14 protein-coding genes are annotated in these 15,545 nt (G+C 38.6%); 11 read left to right on the plus strand and 3 right to left on the minus strand.

Features of this window, described 5'->3' with window-relative positions; translation table 11 throughout:
* Positions 1 to 102 precede the first annotated feature (102 nt).
* Both cpu_RS09960 and cpu_RS09965 read left to right on the plus strand, forming a co-directional pair.
* Positions 103 to 849, plus strand: coding sequence for a hypothetical protein (locus cpu_RS09960; protein ID WP_075859843.1), 747 nt, complete (start codon positions 103 to 105; stop codon positions 847 to 849).
* Positions 821 to 1,441: a hypothetical protein gene (locus cpu_RS09965; protein WP_075859844.1), complete on the plus strand. Its 621-nt coding sequence runs from the start codon at positions 821 to 823 to the stop codon at positions 1,439 to 1,441. The genes cpu_RS09960 and cpu_RS09965 overlap by 29 nt, the downstream gene beginning before the upstream one ends.
* Before the next feature lie 250 nt (positions 1,442 to 1,691).
* On the opposite strand, the gene hepT is transcribed toward cpu_RS09965, so the two are convergent.
* The gene (gene hepT, locus cpu_RS09970; RefSeq protein WP_075859845.1) at positions 1,692 to 2,114 is read right to left on the minus strand and encodes a type VII toxin-antitoxin system HepT family RNase toxin; all 423 of its coding nucleotides are present in this window, start codon (positions 2,112 to 2,114) and stop codon (positions 1,692 to 1,694) included.
* The gene (gene mntA / locus cpu_RS09975) at positions 2,107 to 2,532 is read right to left on the minus strand and encodes a type VII toxin-antitoxin system MntA family adenylyltransferase antitoxin (RefSeq protein WP_075859846.1); all 426 of its coding nucleotides are present in this window, start codon (positions 2,530 to 2,532) and stop codon (positions 2,107 to 2,109) included. The genes hepT and mntA overlap by 8 nt, the downstream gene beginning before the upstream one ends.
* A gap of 583 nt (positions 2,533 to 3,115) precedes the next feature.
* On the opposite strand from mntA, the gene cpu_RS09980 reads away from it, so the two are divergent.
* Positions 3,116 to 3,748, plus strand: a complete 633-nt coding sequence (locus tag cpu_RS09980; protein WP_075859847.1) for a cyclodeaminase/cyclohydrolase family protein — start codon at positions 3,116 to 3,118, stop codon at positions 3,746 to 3,748.
* A gap of 42 nt (positions 3,749 to 3,790) precedes the next feature.
* Positions 3,791 to 4,654, plus strand: coding sequence for a bifunctional 5,10-methylenetetrahydrofolate dehydrogenase/5,10-methenyltetrahydrofolate cyclohydrolase (locus cpu_RS09985; protein WP_075859848.1), 864 nt, complete (start codon positions 3,791 to 3,793; stop codon positions 4,652 to 4,654).
* Between the two features lie 418 nt (positions 4,655 to 5,072).
* Here the strand turns inward: cpu_RS09985 and cpu_RS09990 are convergent, their stop codons facing one another.
* Complete coding sequence (locus cpu_RS09990) at positions 5,073 to 5,693, minus strand: VTT domain-containing protein (protein WP_075859849.1); 621 nt, start codon at positions 5,691 to 5,693, stop codon at positions 5,073 to 5,075.
* A gap of 115 nt (positions 5,694 to 5,808) precedes the next feature.
* Between cpu_RS09990 and cpu_RS09995 the strand changes: the two genes are divergently transcribed.
* From cpu_RS09995 to cpu_RS10025, 7 genes are all read left to right on the plus strand, one after another.
* On the plus strand, positions 5,809 to 6,555 hold the full coding sequence (locus cpu_RS09995; protein ID WP_077177301.1) for an epoxyqueuosine reductase: 747 nt from the start codon (positions 5,809 to 5,811) through the stop codon (positions 6,553 to 6,555).
* A 72-nt stretch (positions 6,556 to 6,627) separates the two neighbouring features.
* Positions 6,628 to 7,740 (plus strand): aminopeptidase, encoded by a 1,113-nt coding sequence (locus tag cpu_RS10000; RefSeq protein WP_075859851.1) that lies wholly within the window; start codon positions 6,628 to 6,630, stop codon positions 7,738 to 7,740.
* Between the two features lie 144 nt (positions 7,741 to 7,884).
* Positions 7,885 to 9,177 (plus strand): hydroxylamine reductase, encoded by a 1,293-nt coding sequence (gene hcp, locus cpu_RS10005; RefSeq protein ID WP_075859852.1) that lies wholly within the window; start codon positions 7,885 to 7,887, stop codon positions 9,175 to 9,177.
* Between the two features lie 85 nt (positions 9,178 to 9,262).
* The gene (gene recD2, locus cpu_RS10010) at positions 9,263 to 11,491 is read left to right on the plus strand and encodes an SF1B family DNA helicase RecD2 (protein ID WP_075859853.1); all 2,229 of its coding nucleotides are present in this window, start codon (positions 9,263 to 9,265) and stop codon (positions 11,489 to 11,491) included.
* Positions 11,481 to 12,575 (plus strand): glycosyltransferase family 4 protein, encoded by a 1,095-nt coding sequence (locus cpu_RS10015; RefSeq protein ID WP_159433999.1) that lies wholly within the window; start codon positions 11,481 to 11,483, stop codon positions 12,573 to 12,575. Before recD2 ends, cpu_RS10015 begins: the two co-directional genes overlap by 11 nt.
* Entirely contained in the window at positions 12,572 to 14,740 is a 2,169-nt protein-coding gene (locus tag cpu_RS10020; protein WP_075859855.1) for a hypothetical protein, read from the plus strand. Before cpu_RS10015 ends, cpu_RS10020 begins: the two co-directional genes overlap by 4 nt.
* Entirely contained in the window at positions 14,737 to 15,495 is a 759-nt protein-coding gene (locus cpu_RS10025; protein ID WP_077177302.1) for a fumarylacetoacetate hydrolase family protein, read from the plus strand. The genes cpu_RS10020 and cpu_RS10025 overlap by 4 nt, the downstream gene beginning before the upstream one ends.
* Positions 15,496 to 15,545 lie beyond the last annotated feature (50 nt).

Below are 15,545 nucleotides of genomic sequence, written 5' to 3' on the forward strand. Positions count from 1 at the left end.
GTCTAATTTCCAGTTTTCAAAGAACAATTTTTATAAAATCTAAACGGTTTTTATTACCGTTTAAAGATTATTTCTAAAATCATTATACGAGGAGGATTAAATATGTTAAGAAGAAGATTTTTCATATTACTATTATTGATTTCTGTTATTTTCATGCCTACAAAAATTTTAGCGGATCAGCTTTATGATAAAGGACGGTCATACGGAACATTTTTAGGTGGAAGTAATATGGGAAAAGAAATGAATGTTGTGAGTGCTTCGGCAAACAAAAATTTGTATAATGGTTGGGTATTAGGTGTGGAACGTGTAAGAGCATGGGCGAGACTTGAAAACGTTGAAGAAATTTTTCCTGCAACATTAGGCTATACTTGTTGGATAAATGGTGCTCAAATTAGATTGTGTAGTGATGATTCACGTAATAGTTATTTATTTATAATGGGCATGAATCCATCAGATTCATCTTCATCTACTTCAGTACCATTAATTATATGGGATATTTTAGATTATTTAGGTGTACCAAATAATATAATTCAAGCATATGCTAATAATTTTACAGCAAAAATTTCATCAGGTGGTCTTGGGAGCAATGATGCATATAAAATTTTTACTGCTACAAGCACCAAGATAAATTTGCCAAAAACCTACACATATAATAATGCAGATATTTACACTAACAACAAAACTGGTTCTAGTGCTGAAGTTTATTTTTCCTTTGATATTCGAACAACTAATAATAATTCTTTTAAGCTATGGCCTCAATCAAAGATTCAATATGCTATAGCATACGTTGGTTCACTTCCATGGTTCTGGTGGACTAATTATGCTGGAGTACATCATACAATTAATTAAAAAATATGCAGGAGGATTAATAAATTTGCAAAATAAGCTATTTATTTTTATAATTATATGTATACTAATTTTATCAATAATTGCTAATATTAACTTATGGATTAAAAATTCGCACTTAAGTGAGTATTCCTCAAATATAAGAAGTTTAACTAAAAATGATTATCCATCATATCTTGCGATTGGTTATGCCAAAATGCTTTCAGGTGATTTAAATGGGTTAGTGGAATTTCTTGATAAAGCCGATGAAAAGAATTGGAAAGATATTAATTACTTATTCATGATTTCTTTTGTTCTAAAAGATGCAGAATTAAGAGCAAGAAATATATTAGATTTAAATCCCTTATTAGAACCAAAAACTAGTGATTTAATAAATAAATCGCAGTTACCTATTTTAGTGGAAGATTTACGTAATACTTCAATTACTTTTGCTAATGTAGCAGGTACAGAATTGAAAGGGTTGGTTGTGGATAAAAAACAAATAGAAAAATTGGATGATTTTGCTGTTAAAGTTAAGAGAGCAAAATTTCCTGATCAAGCAAATTTTAGTTGGGAAGAATTTGTTTGGGCGATTGACAGATATTATAAAAAATAATTTGTCTGAAGGAAATACTTTTAAAATAAAATTTACCAATTTAATTATTCGTTAAACTTTTAGTCCTTGAAACCTTGTACCCTGCTTTTTCAAGCAGGCTTTTTTCTTTTTAGAGGAATTTTAGGAAATATGCCGAATAAGAAACAAAAATATCAAAAGGAGAAGATAAATGCTTGCCAAAGTACATACCGTTGCCTTAAACGGCATTAACGGTGAAATAGTGGAGGATGCGGGCTTCCGGGGATGAAAATTAATTTAACAATTTGTTTATCTGCAGGATAAATGAATCAAAATCTCCAAGATTGCTCTGTAAGATTCTGTAAACTTCGATGTCATCAACTTCATCATAGAAATGAACTATGCGATTTCGAAATTTAGACATTAGCTTATATATGTCGGCGTCTTTTTTTGTTAATATTCCACCTTTATATAAAATTTCAAAAGTATCGCTGTAAGTTCTTGGAACTCCAAGTTCCCTTCGAGATATAATATGGTTACCTATATCGATCATAGCCTCAATAGCAGTTTGAAGATTGTATTTTGCGGAATCAAAGTATTTGAAATCAGATAAAAATTCATTTATCGGGAGCTGAGCAAGGGTTTTTAATTTGGATAAGCTGTTTTCAATTACTCGGATTTTATCAAGAACCCTTTTTTTATCAATTTCAGGCATATTTATCTCTCAGTCCTTTCATATAATCATCATAAAATTTTTTTAATGTAATTCCATAATCTCCGTAGGTATTAAAAACTTTCTCCTTAAAGTCTGCAAGGGCTATTTCATCAGTACAATATAAAAGGTCTCCTGTATATAATACTTGATGACAAATATCTAATGGAGCTTTGTTTAAGTTGACAAGATCAATGTTATCCCGTCCGAAAATCTGGCTGATGTCAGATTCAATCTCGAGTTCTTCAAAAAGTGAAGGGCTATTTCTGAATAACATTGCTAAATCAATATCGCTGGTAATACGTTCAAGCTCGGTGCCATAAGATCCAAATATATATAATGCTAAAATGTTTTTATTTTGTTCGCAGTATTTTTTTAATTCTTCAATTTGCCCTTTAATATCATTCAAATTCCTTTTCATCTAAATCACCTGTAATTAAAGTGAAAGAATAAACCACCAGATTTCCTTTTTTATTATACCAGAATTTTAGTGGTATTAAATAAAAATTTTCAAAAATATTCCAAATAATTTCGGGTTTGATTTTCCCATCACCAGGATAACGAAAAACCTTGCCCCTGCGCTACAGACAACAATCAACTTATGCATTAACCTACTGTATTGTGATTGAAATAATTATACAAGCTATTGTGGTTTAAACAGCTCAAAAGCGTGGGCTCAATCAATTGCACGTCAAGTAAGCCCATCCGGTAAACCGGGTGGGTTTTTGTTTTAACGATAAAACTATTGGCAAACATTAAGGTTTTTTATGACCGATTGGGCAGGAAAAAAAGAAAACCTGCCGAAATAAAACACTGTTACCGATGGAACTCCGGGAAAAGGGGAACGGTTTAAATTATATTTTGGAAAGATTACAAATATTCAAAAGAAATACATTTTAAGAAAATTAAGCCAATAGTTAAGGGGGGAGGAAGCGGTAGATAGTTTGGTGGTTAGGTATCTCTTAAAGGCAGAAAAATAAAAAGTTTTAAGGAGGTATTTATTTATGTCTATGTTAGACAAAACCTGTAACGAATTTTTAGAAGCTTTAGCTTCTAAAGCTCCTGTACCCGGCGGTGGTGGAGCGGCTGCTCTCGGTGGAGCGATTGGTATGGCACTTTCCAACATGGTGGGGAACTTAACGGTGGGCAAAAAGAAGTACGCCGATGTGGAGGACGAAGTAAAGGAACTTATCGCCCGGGGAAGCCAAATTATTGAAGAGCTAAAGAGCCTGGTTGACAAAGATGCCGAAGTATTTGAGCCTCTATCCAAAGCCTATGGTCTTCCGGCAGAAACGGAAGAGCAGAAAAAAATCAAAGAAGAAACCTTAGAGAAGTGTTCCAAGGATGCCTGCTCGGTACCTATGGAAATTATGCGCAAAGCTTTTGAAGGGATTAAAATCCACCAGCGCATGGGGCAGATTGGCTCCAAACTGGCCATTTCTGATGTAGGCTGTGGGGTGGTATTCCTTAAATCGGCCCTTATTAGCGGCATGCTCAATGTTATTATTAACCTTAACACCATCAAGGATCAGGAATTTGTTAATAAAACTAAAGCGGAAATGGAGCAGTTACTAAATGAAGGTAGCAAAATTGCCGATGAGACTTTAGAGTTAGTTATTAATAAAATTAAAAAATAAATTTTAATTTTGGAAGAAATTGATTATGAGGGGGAGAAAAAAATGGCAGAAAGACTTACCGGAAAACCGGTTGCCGATGCAATTAAAGAAGAGTTGAAAGGAAAAGTAGCCGATTTAAAGGCTAAAGGGATTGTGCCGAAACTTGGCATTGTCCGGGTTGGAGCCCGGCCCGATGACCTCTACTATGAGGGCGGAGCCAAGAAAACCTGTGAATCCGTCGGCATGGAATACGAGGTGTTTGAATATCCCCAGGATATCGATCAGGAGTCCTTTGAAAAAGCGATTACCGAAATTGGAGCAAGGAAGGATATTCACGGTATTCTCATGTTTAGCCCGTTGCCCAAACATTTAAACGAGCGGAAAATCCGCTCCTTGATTCCTGTGGAAAAGGATGTTGATTCCTTGACTCTTGGCAGTGCAGGGAAAGTTTTTGCCGATGACCCTACCGGCTTTCCGCCCTGTACGCCTACGGCGGTCATGGAAATACTTAAATATTACAACATACCTTTGGAGGGTAAGAGAGCGGTTGTCCTTGGTCGTTCTCTGGTGGTGGGCAAACCGGCGGCTATTCTTCTTCTGCGGGAAAATGCTACCGTCACCATCTGCCATTCCCGCACCAAGAATCTACCGGAAGTATGCCGGGAAGCGGATATTTTGGTGGCGGCGGTGGGCCGGGCCAAGATGGTTAAAGAAAACTATGTCAAGCCCGGGATGGTGGTAATTGACGTAGGGATTAACGAGGATCCGGACAACCCGGGTAAGTACTGTGGCGACGTTGATTTTGACAAAGTAGAGCCGATTGTTGACAAGATTACCCCGGTTCCCGGTGGAGTGGGTTCGGTAACGACGGCGGTGCTGTGCAAGCATACTGTTAGAGCCTGCGAACTGTTAAACGGTTTAGCATAGATAGCTCGATATATAAAGCCCCTGGTCTTTCCTTAAGGTCAGGGGCTTTAAATTTTTACCAGAAACACATTGCTAAATGTTGTAAAAATTTATAAAATATAATAAAATATAAGATTTTGGAGTTGTGTAAACACATTTTGAAGTGTTTAGAGAGGATTTACGGCAAAGGCTGTTTGATTTTTCCGATTATATTAATCGCTCTAAAGGACTACCGGTGGATAAGGATTCTTATATCCGATGATGAGCACTGGTGCCTTTTGAAAAATGAAAAAGGTAAAAACCGGCTGGCTTTACCTTGAAGGTTATGATACCGTAACCCTGAACGGCATAAATCCGCCCGGGAATATTTCAGCGGATTAAATTGTGCTGATTGATGTATGGCTACCTGCCAGCTTTTAAAATTAGGGCCTAAAGGTGATTAGTTGCGGCGCTTAAATAAACCAATAAACGCAGGTAGGAGGGATACAAAAATTATTCCTAAAACTACCAGGGAAAAATTATTTTTTACTACCGGAATGTTGCCGAAAAAGTAGCCGGTTAAAGTAATCAATACTACCCACGAAAAAGCTCCGATGAAGTTGTAAAACCAGAACTTAGCTAAATTCATCCGCCCAATGCCGGCAACGAAAGGAGCAAAAGTCCGGACGATTGGAACAAACCGGGCAAGAATAATGGTAATAGGACCATATTTAGCGTAAAAGTTTTCGGTTTTTTGCAGATGTTCTTTTTTGATAATCCGCTGATTTTTGGTAAGAATTTTTAAACCAATAGACCGGGCGATAAAATAATTAATTGTATTGCCGGTAATTGCGGCGGTAATGAATAATATTATTAAAATAATGATATTTAAGCTTCCGGTAGCAGCTAAAGCTCCGGTAGCAAATAAAAGGGAATCGCCTGGTAAAAAAGGGGTTACAACAAAACCCGTTTCCGCAAAGATGATAAAAAACAATATTAAGTACGCTTCAAAGCCAAATCGCTGAAGCAGTAGGTCTAAATGCTGGTCTAAGTGAAAAAATAAATCCCACAGTAAATTCATGATTTCTCCCTATAAGATTTTTTCTTTTTATTTTAAATTATTTTATGGACTTTAAAAAGCTTTATGAAAAAATCTTTATAAAATTTACAAAAACTTTAAAATGGAGGGGAAATTGGTGAAAGATTTAATAGAGAAAATAGTTAAGAATGAAGTATTAGCCGAAGAAGAGAGCACTTTTTACTACCGTTCGCCCTTAATTGGTTACGCTTCTTGCCAAAATCCTCTTTTTTTAAAACTAAAGGAAGTCGCCAATCCGGAACATTTAATGCCCCAGGATCTTTTACCGGGGGCGAAAACGGCGGTGGCTATTTTTCTTCCCTATACCCGGGAGATCATTGAAAGCAACAAAGAAGGCTTATATCCTTCCGAGCTCTGGGCCAAAGCTTATGTTAAAACCAATAAACTTCTCTGGCGGATTATTACAAAAATTAAAGAAGAGCTTCAAACTTTAGGGTATAATGCCGAGGGGTTGATGCCGACCTATCAGTTTGATAAAAAAATCTTAAAAGCTATTTGGTCCCATAAACATGTAGCGTATATTGCCGGGCTTGGTACTTTTGGCCTGAATAACCTTTTAATCACTCCCCTTGGTTCAGGGGGCCGTTTTGCAAGTTTTGTCACGGATCTGGAGCTTCCCGCCAATAAAACCCTGACCCCTTATCTTCAATGTGACCGGGAGAAGGGCTGTACTTATTGTTTGGATATTTGCCCGGTAGGAGCGTTAAAAGACGATAATACTGCTTTTGACCGCCAGCGCTGTTATGCCTGGTGCGTTCAATGCGGGGAAGTATTTAAAGATAGTTTTCCCGTGGAAATTTGCGGAAAATGTGCTACCGGTCCCTGTGCTTACCGGGAATTATAGTCCGGGCTTTTCTTGTTTTTTTAGGAAAAAAAGCCTAAGATAAAAAGAGAATACCAAAAAGGAGGTAGAAAAATGGATCCGCGATTTATTAAACTTGCCCAAAACTTAGTCCACTATTCAACTTCCTTAAGACCGGGGGAGAAAATTTTAATTGAAAATATTGGCCCGGAGCTTCCCCTGACCAAAGCTTTGGTGCGGGAAGCTTATAAAGTCGGGGCTAAACCGGTTGTATTATTAAAAAATCAAGAGCTCCTGCGGGAAATCCTTTTGGGAGCCGATGAAGAAGTTATCAGGATTAACCGGGAAATGGAAAAAGCAGTAATGGAGCAAATGGATGCGTACATAGGAATTCGGGCCGGGGATAATATTGCCGAGCTTTCCGATGTCCCAGAAGAAAAAATGACTGCTTACATGCGGGACTGGTGGCACCCCGTACACGGAGAGGTGCGGGTACCGAAAACAAAATGGGTGGTACTTCGCTATCCCAACTCCTCAATGGCTCAGCTGGCCGGAATGAGTTTAGAGGCTTTTACTGATTTTTATTTTAATGTCTGTAACTTGGATTATAGCAAAATGTCTAAGGCAATGGATGCTTTAATTGACTTAATGAGCCGGACTGACAAAGTAAGGATAACCGCTCCCGGAACCGACATTACTTTTTCCATAAAAGGGATTCCAGCGGTAAAATGTGACGGCCACCGGAATATTCCCGACGGAGAGATTTATACAGCACCGGTTAAAGATTCAGTTAACGGTGTTATCACCTACAATACACCTTCGGTATATCAGGGATATACCTTTGAAAATGTCAAACTTATGGTAAAAGATGGAAAAATCATTGAAGCTACCGCTAACAATACCGAAAAGCTAAACAAAATATTAGATACCGATGCAGGGGCAAGGTATTTTGGAGAGTTTGCCCTAGGAGTAAATCCTTACATCACTAAACCAATGAAAGATATTTTATTTGATGAAAAAATTATGGGGAGCATCCACTTTACCCCTGGTTCCAGTTACGACGAAGCTTTTAACGGCAATAAATCGGCGGTGCACTGGGATCTTGTCTTAATTCAGACTCCCGAATATGGCGGTGGGGAAATTTACTTTGATGATATATTAATTAGAAAAGATGGGGTATTTGTTTTGTCCGAGCTTGCCGGTTTAAATCCGGAAAATTTAAAATAAATTGGTTTTTTATGCCCAAGTAATCCACTTAATTTAAGAAATTTCATGCCAAAACTGTGACGAATTTAACAGTTTTTCTCTACCCCTCCCGGTAAAATGAAAGTAGCCTTAGGGCAAAAACAATATCATAGGAGGGGTTTTTGCATGTTTTGTTATCAGTGTGAGCAAACGGCTCAAGGGAAAGGCTGTGTTGGTCCCGTTGGAGTTTGCGGCAAAAATGAAGATCTTGCAGCACTTCAAGACTTACTTATATTTGGCTTAAAAGGGATTGCAGCTTACGCTTATCATGCCCGGGAATTAGGGGCTCATGATCCGGAAGTAGATGCCTTTATGCATGAAGCCCTTTTTACCACTTTAACGAACGTGGATTTTGACTTAGACCATCACCTGCAGATGGTATTAAAAGCCGGGGAAATGAACCTTCGGATTATGGAGCTCTTAGATAAAGCCCATACCGAACGGTTTGGCAATCCTGTACCAACCAAAGTTTACACCGGACTTAAAAAAGGCCCGGCAATCTTGGTGACCGGTCACGATTTATTAGACTTATATGAACTTTTAAAACAAACCGAAGGCACCGGCATCAATGTTTACACCCATGGAGAAATGCTGCCGGCCCATGCTTATCCTGAATTAAAGAAATTCCCCCATTTAGTAGGTAACTACGGTACTGCCTGGCAGAACCAGAAGAAAGAGTTTGAAGAATTCCCGGGGGTAATTTTAGGTACCACTAACTGTGTCTTAATTCCCAAGGATTCCTATAAAGACCGGATGTTTACTTGCGGTATAGCCCACCTTCCCGGAGTAAAACATATCGAAAACCGCGACTTCTCGGAAGTAATTAAGAAAGCTTTAGAGCTTCCTCCGGCGGAAGAAGTTGAGGGCGGCTATATTATGACTGGCTTCCATCACAATGCGGTTTTAAGCTTAGCCGATACTATCATTGATGGGGTAAAAACCGGTAAAATTAAACACTTCTTCTTAATTGGCGGCTGTGATGGGGCAAAAACTACCCGCAACTACTACAACGAAATTGCCGATAAAGTACCAAAGGATTCGATTATCTTAACTTTAGCTTGTGGTAAATACCGCTTCATTCATAAGGACTTTGGCGAAATTGAAGGCACCGGTATTCCCCGCCTCTTAGATATCGGTCAATGTAACAACTCCTACTCCGCGGTGAAGATTGCCTTAGCCCTGGCCGAAGCCTTTAAGGTAGGAGTAAATGATTTACCGCTTAGCTTAATTCTTTCTTGGTTTGAACAAAAAGCGGTGGCAATTCTCTTATCACTACTCTACCTTGGAGTTAAGAACATTCGGATTGGTCCGACTGCTCCAGCCTTCTTAACGCCCAACTTATTGGCTATCTTAAACGAAAAGTTTGGGCTAAAGCTTATCACTACCCCCGATGAAGATTTAAAAGCCATTCTTGGCTAAAAAACTCCGGCTTAAGGCCGGGGTTTTTTCTTTTTTAAAATTATAGTAAAATTATCTAAAACACAAACAATGAAGGGAAAACCTTATGGCAAAGGTTTCTTTGGAAGAAAATCTAAAAGTCGAAGTAATCTATATTAAGTATTCCCGGGAAAATTTTGTCATTGCCGGGGCCCGGATTTTAGAAGGGGACCGGCAGGGGGAGATTATTCATATTTTAGGAGAAATAATTAACTGCCGGGTACGGGAACGCTACCTGGTCACAGGGCAGTTTGTTAATAATCCCAATTATGGCTTACAGTTTCAGGTAAAATATTACGAAAAAGAAAGACCAAATACTCCTGAACGGTTAATCCTTTACTTATCTAATCTTGGTGTCAAAGGAATTGGCGAGAAAACTGCAGCTAAAATTGTTACTAAATTTGGAATGGATTCTCTGAAGATTATTTTGCAGGATTTTTCGCGGTTAACGGAAATAAAAGGAATTAATTTTGAAAAAGCCGAAAGTTTATATCAAAAGGTAAAGGAAGAGTATCTTTTTGAAGAAGCTTTTAACCTTTTAGCACCTTTAAACCTTGAGCCGTACCAGATAAAAACTTTAATTAAATACTACCGGGAGGGTTTAATTGACCACTTAAAGGAAAATCCCTATAAACCAATTCACGAGCTTTTTGGGTTTCCCTTTGGGCCTTTTGACAGGCTTGCCCAAAACATGGATTTTCCACCGGACCATCTCTACCGGATTATGGCAGCCATTGTTTTTACTTTAAAACAGGCTCAAGAGCAGGGGCACGTTTATTTGCCTGTGGAAGAAGCGTATCAGGAAGCGCTACAGGTTTTAGGGGAAAGCCCAAATTTTGGTGCCCTTGAGGAAGGTCTTATGACACTCTTAAAAACGGGGGAGCTATGTCTAGAACAAGGACGGCTTTATTTGAAAAAACTTTATGAGGCCGAGAAAACTGTTGCCCGGAAGGTAGCCTTTCTTTTAACAGCTACTGATAACGGGTATAACATTAAAAATAAATTAGCTTCAATCGAGAAAAAGCTAGGGATATCTTATGACCCCCTGCAAAAAGAGGCTTTATCCCTAAGCTTAGCGGGAAAAAAACTGTGTATTCTTACCGGGGGACCGGGTACAGGAAAAACTACTGTAATCAAAGGTTTAATAGAGCTATACCAGATGTTTTATCCTCTGGGTAAAATTGCATTGGCGGCTCCTACCGGCAGGGCAGCAAAAAGACTTTCAGAGAGCACAGGGATGCCTGCTGCCACGATCCACCGACTGCTAGGGCCGGAGGGAGAAACCAGGTCTGGGGAAATATTGTTTCGGTATAATAAGTATGAGCCGCTACCTTACGATTTAATTATTGTTGATGAAGTTTCCATGTTGGATTTACCTTTGGCGGCAGCCTTATTTGAAGCCATAAGCCCAGGCAGTCGCCTGGTATTGGTGGGGGATCCGGACCAGTTGCCCCCGGTGGGACCGGGCCAGTTATTAAAAGACCTTTTAGCAGTGGATGAAATTCCAAGAATTAGCTTAAAAACTGTTTTTCGCCAGGGAGAAGATGCAGGGATTATTGATGCAGCCCATCGGATTTTAGCGGGTGACTGGCCGGGACTTGAACAACTGCTTTTTGCAAAAGAGGTGGATGATGTATTTTTTATAAAAGCTACCAGTACCGAGAAAATAATTGACTTTCTTTTAAAAGCCCTAAAAAGGCTTTGGGAAAATTATAATTTTTCTCCCGAAGAAATTACTGTCTTGACCCCGATGCGTAAAGGTACTTTAGGGGTAGAAAACTTAAATGTTCTTCTCCAAAAGCTTTTTAACGGAGATGAAAAACAGGAGGTTAGATTTTTAGGCACTTCCTTTAAAGTTAATGATAAGGTAATGCAAATAAAAAATAATTATGAGCGGGGTGTTGACGGGGTATTTAACGGGGAGACCGGATTTATTAAAAAAATTATCAAGTCCGGGGATGAGGAAGAGGTTATCGTGTCTTTCGACGGAAGAAACATTAAATATCATAAAGCAGATTTAGAAGAAATTACCTTATCCTATGCTACTACTGTTCATAAAGCTCAAGGAATGGAATATCCGGTGGTAGTGCTGGTTTTACATAACCAGCATTATCCCCTTTTAAAACGAAATCTCCTGTATACCGCGGTAACCCGGGCCAAGAAAATTTTAGTTATTATTGGTGCTCCATCGGCCGTAAGACAGGCAGTCTTAAATCTACAGGAGGAAAAAAGGTATTCTTCTTTACCCGAAAGGCTTAGGGCCATTACTAAAAAGGGTGATGAACTTGCAGAATAAAATTTTACATGTGATGCGACCTTCCGCTGGGGGAATTAAAAAGCATATTTTGTCTTTATTAATAAATAAAAGTACTGATTTTTCTTTTGGCTTTGCTGGAGAGCTTTCTTTTGAAGACCAAAAGATATTGAAAGAGTTGGGTGTTTTGTATTATCCGGTACCTATACCGGCGGGGATTTCTTTAAAAGGGGACTTAAAGGCAACATACTTATTATATAAAATAATAAAGAAAGAAAAGTATCAAATAGTCCATTGTCACGGCTTTAAAGCAGCGTTAGCGGGAAGAATTGCTGCTTTTTTGGCCAATGTTAAAGTTATTTATACAGTACATAATTCGATCTGGCACGAAAATGTTTCCGCTCTTAAAAGAAAAATTGCTTCAGCTTTAGAACGATTTTTAACCAAAAACTTGACCCACCAGGTTATTGCAGTAAGTGAAAATTTAAAACAGGAGTTAATTTTAAGGCATGGGGTTGCAGAAAAGAAAATTGCGGTAATTCCTAATGGAGTGGAAGTTTATTCCCTGAAAGAAAGAAAAGAGCATAAACCTCCAATTATTGGTACTTTAGCTCGTTTTGCTCCTCAAAAAGGATTGAATTACCTTTTAGAAGCCCTTTCTTTGTTAAAAGCCGAAGGGGTTTTGTTTCGGGCGATTGTTGGGGGCGATGGTCCTTTAAAAGAAGAGTTATTGGCCGAGTCGAAAAAACTTGGACTTAGTAATTTAGTTGATTTTCCAGGATATGTAACTAATCCTTTAAAATTTTACCAGGAGATTGATATTTTTGTCTTACCATCCCTTTCCGAAGGGCTGCCTTTAACCCTTTTAGAAGCAATGAGCTGCAAACTTCCAGTTATAGCTACCGGTGTTGGCGGTATTCCGGAAGTGGTAATTTCCGGGGAAAATGGTATATTAGTCTCTGCCAAAGATGTTATTGCGTTAAAAGATGCTCTCTTAAAACTTCTGTTAAATGCTAATTTACGGTATATGCTGGGAGAAAAGGCTTACAAAACTATTAATGAAAAATACAACGTAGTTACGATGACTTTGAAAACCGAAGAAATTTACAGGGGGTTACTGAAGTGAAAAAACAGGTCTTTGCTTTAGTTTTATTTTTAGCATTAATCTTTAGCCAAAATTTTGCTTTTGCCACAAGTTCTGGTAAACTTTTTTTAATATCTTTAGATGGACTACCTTTTTCGGATTTGGAAGAGTTAAGCCGATATCCCAATTTTGGTCGGCTGTTACAGGAGGGTAGTCAGGCTCTTTTAAATAATAATACGGGGGGAAGCCAGAATAGTATAAATGCTTATCTTACTATTGGAAGTGGTGCCCATGTGCGAGGAACTGCTACCGGGGGGCTTGCTTTTAACTCGGACGAATATTATGAAGAGCAAAAGGCCTTTTCGTTATACCGCTCTTTTTTAGGGAAAGAACCAGCTCCCCAAGCGGTAGTAAATTTCGGGGCGGTGGAAGCGGAGCGGGAAAGCAGGGCCTTAAAATATCCTTTTAAAATTGGGCTTTTAGGGGAAGAGTTAAAAAAACTAGGGATAAACATAATGGTGATAGGTAATGCCGATACCGGGCAGGAATATCACCGGGAAATTACTCTTCTTACCATGGACAAAACTGGCATAACTCCTTTAGGGCTGGTAAGCCGGGAGGTTTTAAAAAAAGATCCAGACTTTCCTGGAGGAGTTAGAAGCGATTACGAAAAAATCTTCTCTTTTATTAGTAATAACTGGGCCAAAGCGGATTTAGTGGTAATTGAAACGGGCGATTTGGCGCGGCTTGAGTATTTTCAAAATTTACTTTTTGACCGGGATGTAAAAAGACAAAAAACTAAGGTATTTGAAGAACTCGATGCTTTTTTGGGAAAGTTAATTTTAAAGCTTGACCCTCAAAAAGATCGATTAATAGTTTTTTCTCCCTATCCGGGGTCTCTGATGGTAGCCAATAAAGATTATTTAGGTTATATTGTAGTCTGGGGCAAAGAGGTTACTCCGGGACTTTTAACCTCAGGAACTACCAAAAGACCTGGCTTAATTACTAACCTAGATCTTACTGCCGGTATCTTAACTTTTTATGGAATAAATCCTCCGGTGGAAGTTTATGGACGCCCATTCCAGGGGATTAAAGTACCGGAGGCGCTTAAGTTCTTAAGAGATTATCATGGGCAAATATTAAATACTTATGCCTTACGGCCTCCTCTGGTTAAAAGTTATATTACCGTCTTAATTATGGCCCTTTTGTATGGTCTATATAGTATATATTTTAAAAAGATTAAAGGTTTAGGAACTATTCTTTTGTTTTTATTTACTGTGCCATTATCTTTTTTATGGCTTTCTCTTTTTTACACTTCGAATCTTACTGTTAACTTTGTAATTGCGTTGTTATTAAATATAGCCTTTACCTGTCTTGCCAAACTTTTAAATAAATTCTGGGGAATAGATAGTTTTGCTGCGATTGGAATTTTAACCTTTCTTTCGCTAATTTTTGACCTTTTAAACCACCAGGAGTTAATACGACGCTCGGTACTGGGATATGATCCTATGGCCGGGGCCCGGTATTACGGAATTGGTAATGAATATATGGGGGTTTTAGTGGGGGTGACGTTATATCTAGCAAGCCATTATGGGGAGCGACTTAAAAAGAAAGCATATACCTTATACCCGATTGTTTTTCTAGCCGTCTATTTTTTAATTTCATCCCCTTCTTATGGTGCTAATTTTGGTGGAGCATTAACCGCTTTGTTTGGATTTGTGGTTTTTCTGGCCTTGCTATTAAATATTCGCTTTAACCTTAAAAATGTTTTGATTTTGCTGATAGCGGTACTGGTAGGCTTGACGGCAGTTTATACCTATGATGCGTTTTTAAGTTCCGGAGCGCAATCTCATGTGGCTAGAGCTTTAAAAGAGGTCAAGGCCGGAGGAGTTTCGGTGGCTTTGGATATTATTTCCCGCAAAGTTGCCATGAACATTAAATTAATAAGATATACTATTTGGAGCCGGGTATTTTTAACTAGTTTAATAGCTTTAGCTTTTTCCTTTTACCGGCCTCTGGGCTATATGAATACAATAAAGGAAAAAATGCCAATTTTTTATAAAGGGCAAATAGCGATTTTAGTGGCAAGTGTGGCTGCGCTTATTTTTAACGATTCTGGAATTGTGGCAGCGGCTACAACGATGAATTACAGCGTTTTACCGCTTTTATATCAAGTATTACTATTTATGAAGGAGGGAAATCAGTGATTTTAGGAAGAGCTTTGGTCAATGGCCAAAAAAAGTTTGTCAGGATAAGGGATAATAACAAAGTAGAAGTATTGGCTGGTGGTATTTTTAGTGAGGTAATTCCAACGGGGGAGGAAATAGCTTTAGAAAAGGTAAAGTTACTTTCACCGGTTGAGCCTGCAAAAATTATTTGTGTAGGCTTAAATTATCAAGATCATATAGCGGAATTTAAAAATGAAATTCCTGAAGAACCGGTAATCTTTTTAAAACCCCCGACGGCGGTAATTGGTCCCGGCGACGAGATAATCTTACCGCCGGAAAGTAGACGGGTAGATTATGAAGGAGAGCTTGCCCTTGTAATTAAAAAAGAGGGGCGAAATATTTCCCGGGAACTTGCATCAGGATACATTTTAGGCTATACCTGTGCCAACGATGTAACCGCTAGAGATTTACAGCGTAAAGATGGGCAGTGGACGCGGGGTAAATCCTTTGATACTTTCTGCCCTTTAGGGCCCTGGATCGTAACCGACGTCGATCCCGGAAATCTCGACATTGAGACCTGGCAGAACGGTGAGCTTCGCCAGAAAAGCAATACTTCTAAAATGCTCTTTCACCCTTACTATCTGGTAAGCTTTATTTCTAAAGTAATGACCTTAAAGCCTGGTGATGTCATTTTAACCGGTACGCCCAGCGGTGTTGGTAAATTAGCGCCGGGCGATAGGATTGAAGTAAAAATTTCCGGCATTGGAAGCTTACATAATAAGGTTAGGGCTTAGGAAAACCATGAATTCTCATATAATTTTGAGGATAACAGAGAATTAACCCA

Source organism: Carboxydothermus pertinax, assembly GCF_001950255.1.
Taxonomy (GTDB): domain Bacteria; phylum Bacillota; class Z-2901; order Carboxydothermales; family Carboxydothermaceae; genus Carboxydothermus; species Carboxydothermus pertinax.